15 protein-coding genes are annotated in these 14675 nt (G+C 71.3%); 9 read left to right on the top strand and 6 right to left on the bottom strand.

What is annotated here, in order from left to right:
• Positions 1 to 267 precede the first annotated feature (267 nt).
• Positions 268 to 513: a hypothetical protein gene (locus OG714_RS54705; protein WP_406132289.1), complete on the top strand. Its 246-nt coding sequence runs from the start codon at positions 268 to 270 to the stop codon at positions 511 to 513.
• A gap of 47 nt (positions 514 to 560) precedes the next feature.
• On the opposite strand, the gene OG714_RS54700 is transcribed toward OG714_RS54705, so the two are convergent.
• Positions 561 to 1085: a hypothetical protein gene (locus OG714_RS54700; protein WP_331732210.1), complete on the bottom strand. Its 525-nt coding sequence runs from the start codon at positions 1083 to 1085 to the stop codon at positions 561 to 563.
• A gap of 235 nt (positions 1086 to 1320) precedes the next feature.
• Positions 1321 to 2637 carry an XRE family transcriptional regulator gene (locus OG714_RS54695; protein ID WP_331732208.1) on the bottom strand — a complete coding sequence of 439 codons (1317 nt, stop codon included), beginning with the start codon at positions 2635 to 2637 and terminating at the stop codon, positions 1321 to 1323.
• Between the two features lie 516 nt (positions 2638 to 3153).
• Here OG714_RS54695 and OG714_RS54690 point away from each other — a divergent pair.
• Positions 3154 to 3948: a class I SAM-dependent methyltransferase gene (locus OG714_RS54690; protein ID WP_406132288.1), complete on the top strand. Its 795-nt coding sequence runs from the start codon at positions 3154 to 3156 to the stop codon at positions 3946 to 3948.
• Between the two features lie 209 nt (positions 3949 to 4157).
• Here the strand turns inward: OG714_RS54690 and OG714_RS54685 are convergent, their stop codons facing one another.
• Both OG714_RS54685 and trpD read right to left on the bottom strand, forming a co-directional pair.
• On the bottom strand, positions 4158 to 4778 hold the full coding sequence (locus tag OG714_RS54685; RefSeq protein WP_331732202.1) for a hypothetical protein: 621 nt from the start codon (positions 4776 to 4778) through the stop codon (positions 4158 to 4160).
• A 129-nt stretch (positions 4779 to 4907) separates the two neighbouring features.
• Complete coding sequence (gene trpD / locus OG714_RS54680; protein WP_331732199.1) at positions 4908 to 5972, bottom strand: anthranilate phosphoribosyltransferase; 1065 nt, start codon at positions 5970 to 5972, stop codon at positions 4908 to 4910.
• 119 nt (positions 5973 to 6091) lie between these two features.
• Here trpD and OG714_RS54675 point away from each other — a divergent pair, with 119 nt between their 5' ends.
• From OG714_RS54675 to OG714_RS54650, 6 genes are read left to right on the top strand one after another with little or no spacing between them, the layout of a single operon-like run.
• The gene (locus OG714_RS54675) at positions 6092 to 7066 is read left to right on the top strand and encodes an ADP/ATP-dependent (S)-NAD(P)H-hydrate dehydratase (protein WP_331732196.1); all 975 of its coding nucleotides are present in this window, start codon (positions 6092 to 6094) and stop codon (positions 7064 to 7066) included.
• An 11-nt stretch (positions 7067 to 7077) separates the two neighbouring features.
• Entirely contained in the window at positions 7078 to 8199 is a 1122-nt protein-coding gene (locus tag OG714_RS54670) for a hypothetical protein (protein WP_406132286.1), read from the top strand.
• On the top strand, positions 8199 to 9755 hold the full coding sequence (locus OG714_RS54665; RefSeq protein ID WP_331732190.1) for an AMP-binding protein: 1557 nt from the start codon (positions 8199 to 8201) through the stop codon (positions 9753 to 9755). Before OG714_RS54670 ends, OG714_RS54665 begins: the two co-directional genes overlap by 1 nt.
• Positions 9748 to 10368 (top strand): hypothetical protein, encoded by a 621-nt coding sequence (locus OG714_RS54660; protein ID WP_331732187.1) that lies wholly within the window; start codon positions 9748 to 9750, stop codon positions 10366 to 10368. Before OG714_RS54665 ends, OG714_RS54660 begins: the two co-directional genes overlap by 8 nt.
• A 28-nt stretch (positions 10369 to 10396) precedes the next feature.
• Entirely contained in the window at positions 10397 to 11314 is a 918-nt protein-coding gene (locus OG714_RS54655) for an NAD-dependent epimerase/dehydratase family protein (protein WP_331732184.1), read from the top strand.
• Entirely contained in the window at positions 11311 to 12252 is a 942-nt protein-coding gene (locus OG714_RS54650; protein ID WP_331732180.1) for an aldo/keto reductase, read from the top strand. The genes OG714_RS54655 and OG714_RS54650 overlap by 4 nt, the downstream gene beginning before the upstream one ends.
• Before the next feature lie 23 nt (positions 12253 to 12275).
• Here OG714_RS54650 and OG714_RS54645 read toward each other — a convergent pair whose 3' ends face one another.
• Entirely contained in the window at positions 12276 to 13328 is a 1053-nt protein-coding gene (locus tag OG714_RS54645) for a hypothetical protein (protein WP_331732178.1), read from the bottom strand.
• 99 nt (positions 13329 to 13427) lie between these two features.
• Between OG714_RS54645 and OG714_RS54640 the strand changes: the two genes are divergently transcribed.
• Entirely contained in the window at positions 13428 to 14129 is a 702-nt protein-coding gene (locus OG714_RS54640; RefSeq protein ID WP_331732174.1) for a PIG-L family deacetylase, read from the top strand.
• Here the strand turns inward: OG714_RS54640 and OG714_RS54635 are convergent.
• Entirely contained in the window at positions 14110 to 14601 is a 492-nt protein-coding gene (locus OG714_RS54635) for an NUDIX domain-containing protein (RefSeq protein ID WP_331732171.1), read from the bottom strand. The genes OG714_RS54640 and OG714_RS54635 overlap by 20 nt on opposite strands.
• Positions 14602 to 14675 lie beyond the last annotated feature (74 nt).

Here is a 14675-nt window from a genome sequence, read left to right as displayed (position 1 = left end):
TCCGTACACGCCACGCCTGATCCCACGCAGGATCCACCGGGACGTCGAACGGCGACAACGTCCCAGGTGAGACCGACAGACTCCCGGCTCCGGCGGCTACGCCCTTTTCCCCCGAGGGGCTGGCTCCGGCGCCGGGTTGAGCGGCTCCGGCCAGCGACGGCGCCGGCCGGAGCCGCGTTACTCCACGTCACCGCCGACGTGGGCCATCCGGATGACGTGTCCGGGCGGGCCTTCCACAGCACCCCGGTTGAACGGATCATGGTCGTCATGGCCACGAAGGATTCCAATGCGCTCCCGCCGAATCCGCAGCCGGGCGGTGCACTCACCGGCAGCGGCGCGCTGCAGACCGTGCAGGACCTGGCGGCGAACGCCGCCGTGCAGCAGGTGCTGAGCGGTATCGCCAGCGGCGTCGCGGGCGCGGTCACTTCCAAGGTGCTCAACCGTCCGCCGAGCAGCGGCGGGCCGGCCAGTGGTTCCGGCAGTGGCCAGCAGGGCTCCGGTCCGCAGGACTGACAACGGCCTGGGACCGTTCCGGGCGACAAGCGGTCGGCGGCAGAAGGTCAGGCGGATCCAGGTAGTTCGACGATCGGGTACTGACCGTGGACATCTGCGGCCGCGATCGGATCGACGGCGAGCCGGATGGCTGTATGGACATCCTGAGCGGCGAGGAACAGCGTCTTGGTGTCGAGGCGAGTGCCGTTGTGGGTGATGAGCACCTTGTCCTCCCCGATGCCGTAGCCGAAGCCCGCATTTCCGCTGACGGCGGTGCTGTCGAGGTGCTCCAGCGCGTTGCGCACACCGGTCACGGGCAAGACCTGCCGGTCGAACGTGGTCATGGCCTGGCGCAGGGAACTCGTGGGCAGTGCGCTCCTGCGCACGAGTTGACACACCCTGTGCAGTCGTCGCAGCGAGAGCAGGAAGAAGTCGATGTCGCTCTGGCCGCGGGCGATGTCCGAGACGGGCAAGAACGCCAGCCCGACCGCCGATCGGCAGAAGGCGACGATCCGGTCGTGCTGCTGCTCGACGGCAAGGAACTGCTTGTCGGCCAGATTGCGGATCACCAAGGCCCGGGATGTGTCGGGCAAGGACCTCCACTGCGCGTCGTGCGAAACGCGGGCCGTTCGTGCTGGCATTCCCCCAGTATGGTCCGCTGCCCGAGCGAGGCGACGGTATTTGAACGGCCTTCAGACTCCGAGGTCACCGGGGTGCCGGCCGTGCGACATGGCGTTGGACGACTGGACCGGCTGACCGGAGGCGCCCGAAGAGGCAGGCGCACAGCCCACGTTGTCGCGCCCCGTACGAACCCACGTGGTTTTCGCGCTAGGCGGCGGCGAGTTGGAGGAGTTCCGGAACACCTTGGGCGCGGGTATAGGGCTGGAAGCGGGGGAGTAGGTCGTTGACGAGGCTGACACAGCGGGGTGCGCCGATGCGGCGGGCCAGGAGCAGGGACTGAGTGGCGGCGGCCGCGGCGGGCTCGGGTTCCTTCAGATCGAGGTAACTCGCCGCGCGGTACGCGTGGAACACACTCTTCGTCTTGTCCCGGGCTGTGGGCAGCAGACGCTCGCCCTCGGTGATGAGCTGGTGGGCGCGTGCGGTGTCGCCGAGGTCCAGGAGCGCCTGCCCGGAGTCGACGGCAAGGTCAGCCTCGGATACCCAGGCGCACCAGGCGGGCCGGTCGGCGCCGGCGTCGTTGAGGTGTTTCTCGGCTGCGGCGAGGGCGCGCAGAACGGTGCGCCGTTCCCCTCGGTCGCCTCGCGCTGCGAGGGTCCGTGCGAGGCGTAGTTGGAGAAGGCAGCGGGCGGCGGGGTTGTGGGCGCGCGTCAGGGCGTGGTTGAGGATGCTGGCTGCGGTGGTGTGATCGCGCCGCCAGGCGGCCTGGTAGGCGAGGTCGCCCAAGAGGCCAGCACCCATGTCGTGATCGCCGGCGGCGTGCGCGTTGTGCAGGGCGGCGACCCAGTTCTGGCTGGCGTGGGTGTGGCTGCCGAGGTCGAAGCGGTGCCAGGCCACGGTCTGGGACAGAGAGGCGGCCAGGGTGTGGAGGCGAAGTCTGACGGCTGGGCTGTAGCGGCCGTGTTCGAGCAGGTCGGTCACCGTGGACAGGTGGGCATCCAGCAGTATGGCCGTGTGCTGCCGCTGCTCGGTGGGGAGAGTGGAGAGGTGCTGGGCCGAGTTCTCTAAGAACGCGACGAGGTCCTCGCCGATGGGTTTGCCGCCGTGGGCCCGGGCGAGGGCGGTGGAGGGGCCGATGGCCCAGTCCGCGGCCAGGCCGGACAGGGCGGCCCCGGAAATCGTGAATAGCGCGCGGCGGTCCATCGCGGTTCGCAGAGCCTCTCTCAGGGCGGGAACGGAGCTGTGGGGGCTGAGCGGGACCACGCCGTCAGCGGTGAGCGGCAGCCAGTTCGGCCAGTCGCCGACGCGGACGATGCCCGCGGGCCAGCCGAGCGCTTCCGCGATGTAGACCTGGGATTCCTCGCTGGGCTCGACACCTCGCTGCCATTTACGCACCCGCGCTTCGTCGGTGCCGGAGCGCAGACCGCGCCGGGCGGCCGCGGCACGGATACCGGAGACGAGGTCCTCCATCGTCATGCCGGCCGCGAGGCGTGCGACCACCAGTGGGTGGCGGGTGCTCTCTTCCACTCCTCCATCCAATCACTCAGCGCACTCGCCCGGTGACTGTTTCGTGGAGCGGGACCCCCTCGGGACCCCCTCCAACAGGTCGACCGGGTCGAACAGTTGAGCCCATCCTCGTGGAGTCACAGCAGATGGGATGGCAGAAGACCTCAGGAGGTGGCGTGCAGCGCTCCCGGCCTCTCCCCAGCATCAGCCACAGCGCGTCCGTCCAAGGCAACAGCACGTGGCTCGTCGCCCCGGGCCCGGCGCCCGGCCGGTTCGCGATCGCCCGCTCGGGCGCGGACGTCGCCCTGCTGGACCTGGAGGAGACCGTCCCGCGGTTGGGGCCCAAATCACGGAATCTCACGTACGTGGATCGAAGCTCACAAGGCTCTCGCTCAGCCCCGATGCGGCGAGCGGGGTCCACGCGTTGTCCTGATCCCATCGCGCAGGTCCGTCGACCGGCCGGTCTCGCGCAGTTGGTGAACTGGCCGTCTGTCAGGGAGAGTCGTGGGTAGCGAGAACAGTAACGATCTTGATGCCGTGCCTGACGAATGGGCACGATCCTTCTTCGACGAGGGCTTCGAGGAGACGTTCCGGCTTCGCGGCGCCTACGGCTCCACGCAAGACGACCTTGACGCCCTGTGCTCCACCGCGATGCCTCACGGCCACGGAACCCGTGTCCTCGACGTGGCCTGCGGGTCCGGCAGGCACGCCGGGCCCTTGACCGAACGCGGATACCGCGTCGTGGGTATCGATTCTTCTCCTGAACAGATCGCCCGGGCCCGGCAGTTGTATCCGCAGACGCGGTTCGTCGTCGCCGACATGCGACAGCCGCCGCCCGGCCCGTACGACGTGGTTTTGAACCTGTGGACCTCGTTCGGGCTGTTGCCCACCGGAGCGGACGACCTGGCGGCGCTGACCGCGTGGCGGAGCGTCCTGGCCCCCGGCGGCATCTTGATCATGGATCTGACCACGCGTGAGCGCGCCGAACACCTCAACCGCACGGGCCGTGAGCAGATCAGCACCAAGCGGGTCACCCATGAGGGTGTCACCACGGAGGCCCGGTACGACTGGGCTGAGGGAATCTCCTACGTCCGCTACAGCCGCGACGGATGGTCCCGCCCGTCCCGGACCCGCCTCTACTCCCGCCCCGACCTGGAACTCGCCCTGCACGAGGCGGGGTTCGCGGCAGTGTCGCTGTGGGGCGACTTCCAGCTCGGGCCGGTCGACCCAGCGAAGCGCACCGTCGTCATCGCGGGCACCGAAGCCTCCGCACTGCCCCCTACACCCCATCCGACCGGTCCCGGCGCATCCATCCCCGGCCGCCCGGAGTGAACACCCCAGCCCGCCCTATGCGGATGCAGGCGGGAGCTCACCTCGGCCCCGGGCTCCCGAGGGCAACGGGCTGCCACGGCAGCGATCTACGACGTACTGGAGGAGATGTGACCGGCGAACCGCGCCCATCGTGGGCCGACTTGTCCTTGCCGGACCTGGAGCGTCTGACCGACAGCGCCGACAAGCGCGCCCACTACCTGATCGATCCGTCACTGGCTGAGGGCTGGGCCTCGCTGCGGCTGCTCCTCGGTGAGCAGGGGGCCTACGACTTTGCGAACCAGACCGCGCTGATGTGGATGCGCCCTGACCTCATGGCCGGCGGACACATGGATGCGGTTCTCCGGCGGACTGCGGAGGCGGGCTTCGTGCCGCTCGCCGCGATCCCCGCACAGCTTGATCGCGCCGACGCCCGGACCTTGTGGTGGTGGCAGTTGAAGCGCGCCACGATCGAACGCCTCATGCTCCTGGACGCCGTGGTGGACCTCGGCGCGGGTCTGCTGGTCCTCTACGCGCACCCGAACACACAACCCCCGCAGGTACTCACGCAATTGAAAGGCAGCAACGACCCTGCCCAGCGCGGCCCCGGCAGTCTGCGGACGCTGGCCGGAAGTGAGAACCGCATCCTGACGATGGTGCACAGCAGTGACGACGGTGCCGATGTCGTGCGCGAGCTGGCGGTGTTCCTGCCTTGGAAGGAACGGCTGGCACTGGTGGCGCAGGCGGAACTCCGCCGACTCCGTGGCGCGGCGGCCACCGAGGAGCTGAACCGCGCCGCCGCGACCGTGCGGGCCGCGTATCCGCCGGGCCCGGGTCCCGCCGCCGTGGTTCATGCCGCTGGTGAGCGAGGGGAGCGGTTGCAGCGGCTTCTCGCCGACGTGGCGGATCCGGACGTGGCTCGGCGCTGGGGTGCGGTGCGCGCGTGGGCGGGTTGCGTGCCCGCGGTCAACGCGTGGAGTGCCTCAGCGAGGAGTGCCGCTGGTGGCGAGGGTGTCTGCGAGCTTGAGCCACGTGTGGAGGGTTGCGACGGCGGCGCCGGATTCGACGGCGTCCCGCACGGTGACCAGTGCGTCGGCGAAGGCGGTGGGGAAGTCGTCGCCGATGCCGCGGTAGGCGGCGAGAGCCCCGGCGGCGTTGGCGAGGACGGCATCGAGAGCGGGCGTCTTGTCCCCGCCGAGGATGCGGTGCACGGCCTTGGCGTTGTAGGCGGCGTCGCCGCCGCGCAGCTCGTCCGCAGTGGCGCGGGCGAGGCCGAAGTCCGCGGTGTCGAGAGTGAGCGCGCGGACACCGTCCGGGCCGACGGTCCAGACGCTGGTGGGCGCGGCGGTGGTGATCTCATCGAGGCCGTCGTCGCCGCGGACGACGAGCGCCCGGGTGCCGCGTTCGGCCAGGACGGTGGCCAGAACCGGGGCCAGGGAGAGGTTGGAGCAGCCGACCAGCGTGGTGCCCGGGTCTGCCGGGTTGGTCAGCGGAGCCAGGTAGTTGATGGCGGTGGGCACGCCCAGGGCCTTGCGGGCGGGCACGGCGTGACGCAGGCCGTGGTGGAAGACGGGCGCGAAGGTGAAGCCGATGCCGGCCTCGGTGACGCACTGGGCCACGGCGTCGGGCGAGAGGCTCAGCGAGAGGCCGAGGGCTTCGAGGACGTCGGCGGAACCGGCCTTGCTGCTGACCGACCTCCCGCCGTGTTTGACGACGGGCACGCCGGTGGCGGCCAGCACGATCGCGGCCATCGTGGACACGTTGACCGTGTGTGCTCCGTCGCCGCCGGTGCCGACGATGTCGGCGACGCGGCTGCCGTCGACGGGCAGCGGGATCACCCGTTCCATCAACGCGTCGAGCAGGCCGCGCAGCTCGCCGGCGCTCTCGCCCTTGGCGCGCAACGCGACGAGGAACCCGGCGAGTTGGGCGGGCTCGGCGTCGTCGTCCATGACCTGTCGCATCGCCCACGCGGTGTCCTCGGCGTCCAGATCGGTGCCGGACAGCAGAGCGGCGATGAGTCGGGGCCAGGAGCGAGCGGGGGCAGTCACGGTCGTCCTCTCGATGTGGCGGCCCGCGCCGAAGGCGCCTGGCCGGTGGGTTCGAGCGTATCGGCTCCCGCCGCACCGTACGGCCGCATCCCGCCAGCGGGGGTGACGCGGTGGACGTGATGACCGTGGACCGTGCCTGGGCCCGTCGTACGGCCGCGACCCACCTGAACGGTGCCGCGCAGGGCGTCAAGGGGGACGGCGGCATAGTGATCGTCGTCGGCGGCTCCCAGGCCTACGGCGCACCCCCGTATCTCGCGGGGCTGGGCGCCTTGCGCGCCGGGGCGCACCGTGTCTACGTCCTCGCGCCGCACGGTCCCGCAGCTATGGCGGCCGGGCTGGAAATGCACCTGCTGCCCAATCCCGGCCCCGAACTGCAGCTGTCCTCCGTCAAGGACCTCCTCCCTCTGTCGGGGCATCTGAGCGACCAGCTGGCCCGCACCGGCGCGGCGGGCCAGCTGGTGTGGCTGATCGGCCCCGGCCTGGGCGGACATCCCGCGGCGCGATCCGTGCTGGAGGCCCTGGCCGAAGCCCGGGCGGCCGAGTCCCGGCCGGCGGTCGTCATCGACGGATCGCTCGGCGGCGGCGAGAGCGGCATCGACTTCATCGCCGCCCTGAACGCCCAGATCCTGCTGCTCAACCGGGTTGAGGCAGCGTCACTGACGGACAGCTGTCCTCTGGCCGAGCGAGGTCCCGGCGCGCGCATCGAGGACCTCACGACGCTGGCGGCCCGCGCCGCCGTACCTGCGGTGACGGCCAAGGGGGAGGTCGACGTCGTCGTGGCGCCCGAGACGGTGTACCGCGTTCCGGCCGGACATCCCTCCCTTGCCAAGAGCTCCAGCGGCGACGTCCTGGCCGGAGTCGCGGCCGGCCTGCTCGCCCAGCGCGTTCCCTCCGCCCAAGCCGCCGCGCTCGCCTGCTACCTCGTCGGCACGACCGGTCGCCGGCTCGCTGCCCGGACCGGACCGGGGTGGCTGCCCAGCGAACTCCTCGACGCCCTGCCGCATCCCGTACGCACCGTGCACGGCTCCGTCCTGCGCCGGCTCGCCCGGCACCAGATCACCCGACCGATACAAGGAGGTCTTCACCGATGGTGACCGCCCTACACGTGACCGAATCCGAATCCCATCAGCTCGAAGACTTGTGCCGAGCCGCTCGCACCCACCGCCTTTACGGGGAGGAGCACAGCACCCTCCACCCGGACATCTGGACGGCCCTACGCAACTCGCCGCTGCCGCGGGCCGCCCTGCCGAGTTACTGCGGAGGCCTGGAGTGGGACGTCCCGCAGATCGTCGACGCGGTGCACGCCCTGTCGATGGCCGACCCGTCGCTGGGGTGGGCGGCCGCGATCCACGCGCCGGCGGGCGCGTTCATCGCCCGCCTGGAGACCGAGACCGCCCTGCTCGTCTGCGCCACCAGCGACGGCCTCCCGCCGCTCATCGCCGGGTCCTCCGCCCCCGTCGGAAGCGCGGAGGTGACCGGCGGCCACGTGCGACTGTGCGGCACGTGGCCGCTGGTCACCTCGGCTCCGGAGATGACCGTGGCGGCGCTCGCCGCGCCCGACCCCCAGGACGGCAAGCCCCGGTGGTGGTTCGTACCCCGCAGCGCCGTACGCGTCGAGGACGACTGGGACGCGGTCGGGCTGCGCGGCAGCGCGTCGTGCTCGGTCACCTGCGAGACGCTCGTGCCCGCCGGCCACAGCGTCCGCCTCACCGAACCGGCTCGCCTCGACCTGCCGCTGTACCGCTTCCCGCTCTACGGCCTGATGTCCGCCTGTATCGCGGCCGTCACCCGCGCCATCGCGGACCGCGCCATCGCCTCGTTCAGAGAGCTCACCCACACCACGCAGCCCCGGCACGCCCACGCCACCCTCGCCCACCTCGCCCCGGTCCAGGCCGCCTACGCCCTCGCGGTCACCCGCCTGGACGCCGCCGCCCGCTTAGCCGACACCGCCGTCGCCGCCGCCTGGACGGGCGCGCTGCGCGGCCCGGTCCCGGATGCCGAGCGCGCCCAACTGCGGGCCGCCTGCGCCCACTTGTCGCAGACCGCCGCGACGGTGTGCCAGGACCTGTTCGAGGTGGCGGGCTCGGCCGGAGTCCACCGCGCCAACCTCATGGAGAGCTGCTGGCGAGATACTGCGGTGGCTTCCCGGCACGCCCTCGTCGCGGCGCGCGGCCGCCAACTGGCCGGCGCGCAGCTGCTCACCGGCACGGCGGCGGGCGACCTGTGATGCCCGGATCGCTCCTGCACCGGTTCCTGGGCCACCCGCCCCGGCGTACGGCCGTCATCGGCACGGACGGTGACCCCTGGACGTTCGACCGGCTGCTGGCCGCGGCCTGCCGCACCGCCGACCTGCTCCGCCCGCTGGGCTGCGCGGGCCGTACGGTCCTGATCCATGCCCGCGGCGCGGGCGGCCCCGCTTTCGCGGTCGCCGACCTCGCGGTCCTCCTAGCCCACGGCGTGCCCGCCGTCATCCCCGAGCACCTCACCGACACCCACAGTGCCGACGTCCTGCACGCCCTACAGCCGGCCGCCGTCGTCGACACCGCTCCCGGAATCGGCCACGCCCTTCTGGCCAAGGCCCGTCACCTGGACCTGCCGGTCATTACACCGGCCACGTCCGCCCATCCGGTCTTCTCCAACTCCAGCTCGCACCGGGCGGCTGCCGCGTGCTGGGCGGACAAGCGCACCGAGGCGGCCGCCGCGGTCGTTTTCACCTCCGGCACCACCGGAGCACCCCGCGGAGTCGTCCTGCGCGACCGCGACCTCGTCGACGGCATCACCGCCTGGACGGCGCACTGGCCCACCGCCGCCGTACGGCCCGCCCGCACCGTGGCCCACCTGCCCGTGGCGCACATCGCCCAGAGGATCATGGGGTACTACCTGATGTGCCTGTTCGGCACCACCGTCTGTACTTCCACGCCCGAGCGCCTGAGCAGCGACATCACCCTGTACCGGCCCGACATCCTCCTTGGCGTTCCCCACACCTGGTCTGGGCTGGACACCGCCGCGGACCACGACCACCATCTGGCCGCCGCACTCGGCACGATCGGCCTGGCCGTCAACGGGGGAGCCGCCCTCGACACGCAGCTCGCCGGACGGCTCGCCCGCAGGGGCCTTCGCGTCGCCGGAGCGTACGGCGCGACCGAAACCACGATCCCCGCCTTCCACCAACCCGACCTGCGCCAACCGACGTTGGGCACGCCCATCGGCATCGAGTACCGCCTCACCGAAGAGGGCGAACTACTCCTGCGCAGCCCGCACGAGGCCGCGGGCTACGTCGCCACCTGGCCAACCCTCGACCCGATCAGCGGCGGCGACGGCTGGCTGCACACCGGAGACCGCGCCCACCAGAGAGAGGACGGGCAACTCGTGCTGGCCGGCCGGGCATCGGCGGCCTTCAAGACCGGCAAGGGACGCCTCGTGCACCCCGAGCCCGCCGAGGCCCTCCTCACCGGACACCCCTTGGTGGACGGCGCGTGCCTCCTCGGCGACGGCCTGCCCGCCACCATCGCCCTCGTCAGCGCCCCCGCAACCGGCTCCTGGACCGCGGACCAGACCCGCGCTCTGGAAGACGACCTGGCCAAGACCATCGACCAGGCGCAACGCGACGGCCGGGTGCCGTGGACCGACCTCGGCCAGGTGCACATCGTCACCGACTCGTGGTCCGACGAAGCACTGGTCACGCCCACGGGCAAGCCACGCCGCGACGCCATCACCACCCGCTACGCCGGCCTGCTCACCGCAACTCCGCGAATCCCACCCCGAGAGGAGCAGCATGTCTGACACCACCGCGCGGCCGGTCCTGCTGATCGACATGGGCGGAGTGTCCTTCGCCTACTCCTTCGCCCAGGCCCTCGCCCACTGGGCGGCCGCGGCCGGCACCAGTACCGAACGGCTGGAGGCGGCCTGGCGGATCGACGCACCGTTCGACGCGTTCGAGCGCGGCGAGATCACCCCCGCCGCCTACCTCCAGCACCTGCGGAGCCTGCTCGGCGTCGACCTTTCCAACGCGCAGCTGGCGGAAGGCTGGAACGCCATCTACGGCCAGTTCAACACCACTCTCACCGACCTGCTCCGAGACCCTGACCTGCGATCCCGGTTCGCGGCCGTGGTGGGCGTGTCCAACACCAACCAGCTGCACGCCCAGGTGTGGCCGACGCTCTTCGGCGAGCACCTGAAGTCCTTCGACGACCTCGTGTGCTCCCACACGATCGGCATCACCAAGCCCGAACCCGGCTTCTTCGACCACATCGCCGGCGAGTACCACGTAGGGCGCGAGGACCTGGTGCTCGTGGACGACATCCCCGAGGTCACTGCCCGGGCCACCGAACTGGGCCTGACCGCTCACACCTACACCAGCGTCGCCGCGCTGAGCGACTTCCTCAACTCCCTTTGACCGCACCGGACTTCAAGGACACCCTGCCGTGGACGATGTTCTGATCACCGGCGCGGCCGGCTTCATCGGCTCCGCCCTGACCGCCGCCCTGCGGGCCGTCGGCGTGCACGTCACCGCCGTCGACGACCTGTCCGTCCCTTTCTGGCGGCCCCACCCGGCCGGCCTGCAGATCCGCGACGTACGCACCCTGACCCCGCAGGACCTGGAGGGGACGGACACGGTGGTCCACCTCGCCGCGCACAAGTCCGTGCCCGGCAGCTTCCGAGACCAGACCTTCGAGCACAACACCTCCGCCGACCGCCACCTCCTCGAAGTCTTCACCGCGTCCTCGGCCCGTCGGCTGCTGCTCGCCACCAGCTGCGAGGTCTACGGCCAACGGCACGGGCCGCTCAGCGAGCAGACACCGTTGCAGCCGCGCTCCCCGTACGCCGCGGGCAAGGCCGCCACCGAACACCTCGCCCTCGTCTACCGGCCCCTGCTCGGCCCGGAGCAGCAGCTCACCACGCTCCGCTTCTTCAACACCTTCGGCCCGCTGGAAGGCTCCGACGCCGTGGTCCCCGCCTTCCTCGACGCCGCCGCCGAGGGACGCCCCCTCGTCATCGAGGGAGACGGCTCCCAGGCCCGGGACCTGACGCACATCGACGACACCACCACGATGCTCACCACCATCCTGCAACGACGCCCCCTGCCGGCCGTCCTCAACCTCGGCACGGGCCGCACCACCACCGTGCTCGAACTGGCCGATACGGTCATCGCCCTCACCGGCCGCGGCACCATCCGCCACGACGACCCGCGTCCGAACGAGATCACCTGCTTCACCGCCGACATGAGCCTGTACCGGCGGCTGTACGGGCCGGTGCCCGAGCGCGACCTCGTCCAGGCCCTGGCCGACACCCGCCTACGGCGCGATGCAGTCCGCCCGCAGTCCGCGACAGCCGCCTCATGAACGCGGACACGGTGTGGGCGGCGCCGGGGCATGTGGCCCTGGGCACCTTCGAGTTCGGCAGTTCCATCCCCGCCGGCACGGCCATGGAACTGCTGGACGTCCACCACCACCTCGGCGGCCGGATCATCGACACGGCCCCCACCTACGGCCCCACCGCGCTCGGCTGCCGATCCGAGGAGGTCATCAGCCGCTGGCTCCGCTCCCGTCGGGTCCCGGCCGGGATCGTGACGAAAGCAGGCCTGAATCCCGCGCGCCCCGAGTGCGCCGATCTGGCCCCGGCCGGACTCATCCGCTCCGCGCACGAGTCCGCCGAACGGCTGGGAACACCGCTGGCCGGCTTCGTCCTGCACCGCGACGACCCCGACGTACCGGTGGACGAGCTCGCCGACGCCTGCGACCGCCTCGTCGCCGACGGCACCACGCACTGTCTCGGCGCCTCCAACTGGACCACGCCCCGCCTCGGCACCTGGATCGCTCACGCGAGAGCCCACGGGCTCGCCCGGCCGCAGATCACGCAGCCGCTGTGGAGCCTGGCATGCCGCGCCGACCCGTGCCCCGAGCCCTGGCTGGTCGAGGCCGACGACGACCATCTCGCCCTCGCCGTACGCGAGCAACTGACCGTCATGCCGTACCGCACCCTGGCCGCCGGCTACCTCGCCGCCCATCACAGCGGCCGTCACACGGCCCACCACACCGCCACCTACGACACACCCGCCAACGCCGGCCGCCGCGACCAGCTCCGTGCCGCGGCCACCGCCCTCGATGTCCCCGTCGAGCAACTCGCCCTGGCCTGCCTGCGCGTGGGTACCGGTGCGCACGTTCTTCCGGTCACCGGGGCACGCACCGTACGGCAGTTGCGGGAGACCATGAGCGGTGCGGCCGCCGCCGACCAGGTGGCCGCCGGCCTGTACACCCATCTCGCCGGGGCGGGCCGGTGACGGCGCCGGCCCGCCCCGGCGGCTCAGTCCAGAAGGCGAGCGAAGCGCCGCGGTACGAGGCCGACCGAGTTGCGGTCGTAGGGGAAGGACCACGTTCCGCGGCGGCAGAAGTCTCGAAGATCGTGCGTGACCGCATCCAACTCCCCCCGCAGATCGAGCGGTTCGCCGAAGTCGAACACCACCACGCCCCCGGGACCCTCGACACGGACCTCCACCATGCCGTCCGGATCCACTGGACGCACTCGCCACGCTCCGCCCGATCCGTCCGCGAGCGACCAGGCGCCGTCCGCACCACAGGACACATCCAGGCCCTTGTACGCCAGGCGCCTGATCCAGTCGTCGACGAGCGAGCTCACCGCCTGCCGCCGCTGCACGGTATCCAGGGCCTGCGGTGCGAGCGTGCGCTTGACCCGCGCCGGCACGCCGGCGGCCAGCACACCGGTCGGCAACGACGCGGTTACCGTCGCCGTGGCGGCGACCACGGTGCCCGAGCCGATACGGACCCCCGCCAGCACCGTCGTCCGGAACCCCAGCCACACGCCGTCGTCGACGACGACTCCCGCGAAGACGGCGGGATGGCCGTCGCGCACGGCGTGCCCGGCGTGATAGCCGTGCGTGAGGATCACGACCTCGGCGCTGATCCCGACCGACGACCCGATGGTGATCGGCTCGGTGGCATTGAAGATGACGTCGGGGGCGATCTGGCAGTCGTCACCGACGACCACCAGGGAGCGTTCCTCCATCGTCGCGCCCGCGCCAACCCGCCACCGGCTGCCGATATAGGTGCCGGCCCCCACGGTCAGCTCGCGGCACACCACGTCCGCGCCCGAGTCCAGCCGTGTTCCCTCGCCCAAGGCGACGCCGTCGGCGACCAGGACCCGGCTGTCGGCCCCGACCTGTGCGCCGGCGGCCAACTCGATCCGCGCGGATCGCAGATCACACCCCTCCTCCACGACGGCACCGTCACCGAGCACCAGCTCATCGGCCACGATCACCGTTCCCGGGGCGATCCGCACGCCGTCCCCGATCCGACGCCGCTTCACCCGTAACTCCACGTCAGGAAACTCGTCCGTCATCACCCATCTCCTTCGTCATCGACCGACACCTTCGACCCCCACCCATCCGACGGCCCGTGACCGTGGCGGCCGTCCTCCGTGTGAGAGAGGCAGATCCACATGACCCAGCAGACCGCCGAGCGCGTCCTCGCCGTGGGCGCACACATCGACGACGAGATCCTCGGCGCGGGCGGCACCCTGGCCGAACACCGCGCCGCCGGCCACGCCGTGACGCTCCTGCTGCTCAGTTCCTCGGTGACCAGCCGGCCCGGTACCAACGGCGCCGACGTCCAGGCGCACCGTGTCGAATGCGCCCGGAAGGTCGCGGCGCTGTACGAGGCCGACCTCGTCCTCAAGGACTTCTCCGACAACGCCTTCGAGACCGTCCCGCAACTGCGCGTCACCCAGACGATCGAGGACGTGGTCCACGAGCGGAACCCGACCATCGTCTACAGCCACAGCACCGCCGACCTCAGCCGCGATCACCGCATCGTCGCCGAGGCCACCGCGGCCGCGACCCGCCCCCATCCCGGATCCAGCGTGCGGACCGTCCTCGCCTGGGAAGTGCGCTCCGCCACCGAATGGGGCACCGAGAGGTCCTTCCGCCCCGCGTGGTTCCAGCCCTTGTCCACCGACGCCGTCGCCCTGCGCCGCCAGGCGCTCGACATCTACCGGTCGGAGCTGCGGCCGTGGCCGCACAGCCGCTCCCTCGAAGCTCTGGACGCCGAGCTCCTCACGCGCGGAGCGCAGATCGGCGTGCACGCCGCCGAGGCCTTCGAAGTGGTCCGCCACCAGCACCTGCTCACCCGCCAGCCGGCGTGAACCACGTCGGCTGGCTCCCGCTCTCAACGGCCATCGCGATCCGATCGGCGACGTAGGGGCGCATGTCAGGAAGCGCATCGGTCGCGAACCAGTCCACGGCGAGCGACTCATCGTCGTTGACCCGCGGTCGGGCACCAGCCTCGCGCGGGCGGCACAGGAACAGCACCTCCAGGTACTGCGCGAGATCACCGTTGGGATGCGTGATCCTCGGAGAAACCGTCACGCCCACCAGCCGCTCGGGCACCACGTGGACACCGGTCTCCTCCAGCACCTCACGCACCGCACCGACGGCTGGATCCTCACCGGGGTTGAGGATCCCGGACAGCAACGACCACTCGCCCGTATCGGAACGACGGTGCAGCAGGACCCGTCCACAGGAGGAGTCGTGCACCACCATGTTCACTCCGGGCAGCCACAGCAGGTGGTCACTTCCCACCAGCTCACGAAGAGCCTGCACGTACTCGGGAATCACGGCAGCACCACCTCGGACACGGACGGCTCCCCTCCACGTATGGACCCACGAACCTCCAACAGCCCAGCTCACAC

The sequence above is a fragment of the Streptomyces sp. NBC_00989 genome, from assembly GCF_045162655.1.
In the GTDB taxonomy this organism is placed as follows: domain Bacteria; phylum Actinomycetota; class Actinomycetes; order Streptomycetales; family Streptomycetaceae; genus Streptomyces.
This window is presented reverse-complemented; position numbering and strand designations above follow the sequence as displayed.

Bases quoted from the DNA above. Each gene is read 5' to 3' on its own strand.
- OG714_RS54705 (WP_406132289.1), top strand. From the start codon at position 268: ATGGCCACGAAGGATTCCAATGCGCTCCCGCCGAATCCGCAGCCGGGC.
- OG714_RS54685 (WP_331732202.1), bottom strand. From the start codon at position 4,778: ATGAACCACGGCGGCGGGACCCGGGCCCGGCGGATACGCGGCCCGCAC.
- OG714_RS54675 (WP_331732196.1), top strand. From the start codon at position 6,092: ATGACCGTGGACCGTGCCTGGGCCCGTCGTACGGCCGCGACCCACCTG.
- OG714_RS54665 (WP_331732190.1), top strand. From the start codon at position 8,199: ATGCCCGGATCGCTCCTGCACCGGTTCCTGGGCCACCCGCCCCGGCGT.
- OG714_RS54660 (WP_331732187.1), top strand. From the start codon at position 9,748: ATGTCTGACACCACCGCGCGGCCGGTCCTGCTGATCGACATGGGCGGA.
- OG714_RS54650 (WP_331732180.1), top strand. From the start codon at position 11,311: ATGAACGCGGACACGGTGTGGGCGGCGCCGGGGCATGTGGCCCTGGGC.
- OG714_RS54645 (WP_331732178.1), bottom strand. From the start codon at position 13,328: ATGACGGACGAGTTTCCTGACGTGGAGTTACGGGTGAAGCGGCGTCGG.
- OG714_RS54640 (WP_331732174.1), top strand. From the start codon at position 13,428: ATGACCCAGCAGACCGCCGAGCGCGTCCTCGCCGTGGGCGCACACATC.